This is a genomic window from Geosporobacter subterraneus DSM 17957, assembly GCF_900142145.1.
Taxonomy (GTDB): Bacteria; Bacillota; Clostridia; order Peptostreptococcales; family Thermotaleaceae; genus Geosporobacter; species Geosporobacter subterraneus.
Genome location: NZ_FQZV01000106.1, coordinates 1 through 2,109 on the forward strand (window position 1 = coordinate 1; position 2,109 = coordinate 2,109).

Here is a 2,109-nt window from a genome sequence, read left to right on the forward strand (position 1 = left end):
TGTCTTTTGCAATCGTAGAAGAGATAAGATTAAAATTCTAGAGTGGGATACCAGTGGTTTTTGGCTCCACTATAAACGGCTGGAAAAAGATAAATTCAGATGGCCCGATGAAATTCGAGGTACCCATGTAGCCATAGATGAACGTTCATTCAGATGGCTTTTAGATGGTCTGACCATTAGAGAACGTGCAGCCCACAAGCCAGTTCAAGAGAGACAAATTATCTAAAAAAGTCTTAAAAACATTGAAAATCAGTGTTTTAGGACTTTTTTTGTATGCTCAAAAATGATATAATAGACATATGAAAACTATTGAAAATACTAGCTTTAAAGCTAACGAAAACACTAATGACAATCTAAATAAAGTCGAGCAAGAAATTGAGCTGCTTAAGCAAGAAAATGAAGAACTTAAAGCAAAACTCAAATACTACGAAGAACAATTTAAACTTGCTCAAGCTAAAAAATATGGCTCTTCCAGCGACAGTGTTGCAGATGGTCAAATCAGTATCTTCAACGAGGCAGAAAAGGAGTCTGCAAAAGAATGTGTTGAACCTGATATTGAAGAGATTACCTACAAAAGAAAGAAATCTGCTACGAAAAGTCGTAGGTCTTATAAAGATTTAGAAGTAGAAGAAGTTTACTACACCCTTCCTGAAGAGGAACAAACTTGCCCTAGCTGTAATCACGAGCTTCACGAGCTTCATGAGATGAAGGTCGTTGTAAGAAAAGAGCTTAAGGTTATTCCACCTACAGTAAAGGTGGTTCATCACAAACGTCAGGTTTATGCTTGTAGGCATTGTGACTCTATGGAAAGTGAAGGGACAGAAGGTTCGATTATTACTGCTCCCATGCCAAAACCAGTTCTTCCTGGCTCCATGGTTAGCCCTTCTTTACTTGCCACTATTCTAGATATGAAATTTAACAAGATGATGCCCCTTTACAGACAAGAGCAATCCTTTGTGGATTTTGGTATCGATATTTCTAGACAAAACATGGCATCATGGGTCGTTAAAGGCTCAGAGCAGTGGCTAAAACCACTGTTTCTTCGGATGTGCGATTACCTCATTAAAGAAGACATTGTTCACGCTGATGAAACGGTTCTAAATTGTCTGGACGAAAAGGACAATAAAAACAATTACATGTGGCTTTATGCGACTGGAGAACGTAGTAATCACAGAATTTATCTTTATGATTATCAAAAATCACGTTCACAAAAGCATCCGAAGGAGTTTTTAGAAGGCTTTAGTGGTTATCTTCAAACCGATGGATACCAAGGGTATAACAGCGTTTCGAATGTAAAAAATCTTGGCTGCCTTGCACATGCCAGAAGATACTTTACAGATGCCCTTAAAGCCCTTACGGAGGATGCCACTGCCACAAGAACAAAGGCCCATGAAGGTGAACAGTTCTTCTCAAAGATCTACGCTTATGAGCGTGATTTTAAAGAGATTTCCTCTGAGGGGCGCTACACTCTACGCTTAGAAAAGGTAAAACCAGTTCTAGATGACCTTCATCTATGGCTAGAAACCGAAAGCAAACGAACGCTTCCTAAGAGTAAGCTTGGCGAAGCCATTAAATATTCCCTAAAACAATGGGATAAGCTTATTCAGTTTCTTGAAGATGGCCGCTTAAGCTGCGATAACAATTTGGCAGAGCGTGGGATCAAACCCTTTGTTTTAGCGAGAAAAAACTTCTTGTTTGCAAAGTCCCCTAAAGGGGCTACTGCCAGTGGTATTGCTTTTAGCATCATCGAAACTGCAAAAGCCAACGGTTTAAAGCCGTTTTATTACTTAAACTACCTGTTTGAAAAGCTTCCAAACATTAATCTGGATGATTATGATGCATTGGATGCTTGTTTGCCATGGTCAGAATCTCTGCCTGAAGAAATCAGGAGAAAAACCGAATCTATAGACGAGAACAATTAGATGAGAGATCGTTTCCAATATTGAGGGAACGGTCTTCTTCATTATATTGTGCCTTTCAATCCATGGCTATGTGTACTGGGATTTACGCTTACTATGAAACTAAATGAAAACAGAGAAATTTGGATTAATCGTGTAAAGGACTTTAGGGCCAGTAATCTTACTCAGAAAGCCTGGTGTGAGAAAAATA

The 2,109-nt window shown here is 38.9% G+C and carries 2 protein-coding genes; both read left to right on the plus strand.

Annotated elements, in window-relative coordinates; translation table 11 throughout:
- Positions 1-226, plus strand: a 226-nt coding sequence (gene tnpB, locus BUB56_RS19105; protein WP_110942827.1) for an IS66 family insertion sequence element accessory protein TnpB, incomplete at its 5' end; no start/stop codon positions are given.
- Between the two features lie 73 nt (positions 227-299).
- Positions 300-1,922: an IS66 family transposase gene (tnpC, locus tag BUB56_RS19110; protein WP_110942828.1), complete on the plus strand. Its 1,623-nt coding sequence runs from the start codon at positions 300-302 to the stop codon at positions 1,920-1,922.
- Positions 1,923-2,109 lie beyond the last annotated feature (187 nt).

What these genes read in the sequence shown, in the direction of transcription:
- tnpC (WP_110942828.1), top strand. Translation starts at nt 300, where the DNA reads ATGAAAACTATTGAAAATACTAGCTTTAAAGCTAACGAAAACACTAAT.